Source organism: Adlercreutzia sp. DFI.6.23 (genome assembly GCF_024462535.1).
Taxonomy (GTDB): Bacteria; Actinomycetota; Coriobacteriia; order Coriobacteriales; family Eggerthellaceae; genus Adlercreutzia; species Adlercreutzia rubneri.
This window is the reverse complement of the sequence record NZ_JANGBP010000021.1, coordinates 1-2,310: the sequence shown is the minus strand read 5'-3', so window position 1 is coordinate 2,310 and position 2,310 is coordinate 1. Positions and strand designations below refer to the sequence as shown.

2 protein-coding genes are annotated in these 2,310 nt (G+C 64.2%); both read left to right on the top strand.

All coding sequences use genetic code 11. The features are described 5' to 3' along the window. Nucleotides 1-133 precede the first annotated feature (133 nt). Nucleotides 134-1,447 carry an IS21 family transposase gene (gene istA, locus NE591_RS12110; protein WP_139913199.1) on the top strand — a complete coding sequence of 438 codons (1,314 nt, stop codon included), beginning with the start codon at nt 134-136 and terminating at the stop codon, nt 1,445-1,447. A gap of 2 nt (nt 1,448-1,449) precedes the next feature. Continuing rightward, a complete protein-coding gene (locus NE591_RS12105; protein WP_117285288.1) occupies nt 1,450-2,262 on the top strand; it encodes an ATP-binding protein in 813 nt (270 codons plus the stop codon). Nucleotides 2,263-2,310: the final 48 nt, after the last annotated feature.

Genomic DNA, 2,310 nt, shown 5'->3' with positions numbered 1-2,310 from the left:
TGTTAGCGTCGGGCGAGAATAGCCACCTAAAGTCAAACTAGTTCAGCCAAATTCCAGTCAAGCAAAAACAGCCATTGCGACGCTGCTGGCCCTACACTGGTGTACGCCAATACGCCAGAAGACAAGGAGGACCATGAATGACAACGAGCGCAATGGCCTGCAGGAGATTATAGACAAGGCCATATCGGATATCGCCCGGACGGAGGGCGATTCCTTCGAACTCGACAAGATGAACCTGGCCGAATTCTCGCGAAGAACGGGGCTCTCGAGATCGAGGGCCCGCACATTGAAAGCGAGAGGTTTCGTCGTCGCGCCCCACGGGCGCTGCGGGATGCGCGCTGCCACGACGGTGATCAGCGGCTTCGAGGGCATTGTGAACGCCCTGCTCTCGGAGGGCGTCACCAACTCCGAGGTCGTTTTCGAGCGCATCAGGGGCCAGGGCTACGAGGGCGGCAGGACCACCGTGAAGAACTATATCGCCGCGCATGCCGACCTGGTTCCCTCGAAGAGGAGGCTCGCGGGCGCCGACCCGCAGGCGAGCCGCGGCAGGAGATTCTCCACATCGCCCGGCGAGTCCTACCAGATGGACTGGGGATTCGTCGATGTCGAGGACTGGACCGGAGGCATGTTCAGAATCGCGTGCTTCGCGATGGTGTGCCACCACTGCGGCACGTGCTACGTGGAGTTCTTCCCCAATGCGCGCCAGGAGAGCCTGTTCATCGGCATGATCCACGCGTTCGCGGTGATGGGGGTGCCAGAGTGCGTGCTGACCGACAACATGAAGTCGGTGGTGCTGCGGCGCGACATCGACGGCAGGCCCGTATGGCAGGCCGACTACGCCGCGTTCATGTCGTGCGTCGGGTTCAAGACGAAGCTGTGCAAGCCCAGGCACCCGTTCACGAAGGGCAAGGTCGAGCGACTGATCAGGTTCGTGAAGGGCAACTTCCTGGCAGGGAGGAGGTTCTGCAACGCCACCGACCTGAACGCCCAGGCTCTCGAATGGTGCGCAGCGCAATCCGGGCGCTACCGCAGGGCGGTCGACTGTGTTCCGGCCGACGAGCACTCCGCAGCCTGCGCGCCCGCCGCGTCCGTGCTCGCGATGACCCACGAGCTGGCGCTCTACCTGTGCCCCCGCCGACGCATCAGCTTCGACGGGTTCGTCAGCTACGAGGGCAGGCGCTTCGGCGTGCCGTACTGGTATCCGGGGAGGGAGTGCCGCGTCAACCGCGACGGGGAATGGCTGCACATCTACTCCGACGACCTCTCTCGCGAACTGGCGGCTCATCCCGTGACATGGGGCCGCAGGGACAGCTGCTGCGACGACCAGTACGCCGACGTCCAGCCGGTCGAGCTGCCGACGGCCCCCGTGACGACCGTCATCGCCCGGCTGGAGCCTCCCAAGGGAAAGCCCGGGTTCGACAAGTTCGACTTCGAGGGGAGGCTGTAGCCATGGGCGACACGGAAGATGCCGCGGCCGTCTACGATCGCGTGAGCGCCCGGGCGGCGTCGCTCGGAGTGGCGATAGCCCCGGAGGAGCTGGCCGAGCTGGCCGTGCGCCACAGCATGGGAGGCGGCGAGCTCGCGGCGCTCGACGCCGTGTTCTCCTATCTGGCGGACAAGCGTCACGACCAGGTGATCGAGACGCTGCTCAAGCTCAGCAGGCTGCCGCAGAAGGCCCCCAAAACCTTCGCCGGCTTCGACTTCGACCGCATACGCGGCCGGGACGCGGGGGCGCTGCGCAAGCTGCCGGCGCTCGCGAACCTGCATGCGCGCAAGAACCTGGCGTTCATAGGGCCGGGCGGCATCGGAAAGACCCACCTGGCCCAGGCCTATGGCCGGGAGTGCTGCCTGAACGGCTACAAGACGTACTACCTGAAGGCCACGGAGCTGAGGGACAAACTGAGGAGGGCCGCCGATTCCGGCAGCGTCTCGCGAGCCGTCGCCGCGCTGGTGAAGCCGTCCTGCCTCATAGTCGACGAGGTGGGGCGGTGCACGTTCGACAAGGCGTGCACGGATCTCTTCTTCGATGTCGTCGACCGGCGCTACGAGAAGGACTGCGCCAATACGATGATATTGACCAGCAACACGCCCACGAACAACTGGGACGAGTTCTTCACCGGCGACGACACCCTGCTCTGCACTCTCGACCGCCTGTTCGACCGTGCATCTGTGTTCGTGATGAAGGGCGCCAGCTTCCGCGGCGCTGAACTTGAGATCTTCTCAGTCGAGACAACGCCGCTGGCAGTTAGGGCGACCGCATAAGGCAGCAGAAGGCAAAGGTAAATCGCAACTAGAATCACTGGCGTATTG

Excerpts from the sequence above, each read along its gene's own strand:
- istA (WP_139913199.1), top strand. The coding sequence starts at position 134 with ATGAATGACAACGAGCGCAATGGCCTGCAGGAGATTATAGACAAGGCC.
- NE591_RS12105 (WP_117285288.1), top strand. The coding sequence starts at position 1,450 with ATGGGCGACACGGAAGATGCCGCGGCCGTCTACGATCGCGTGAGCGCC.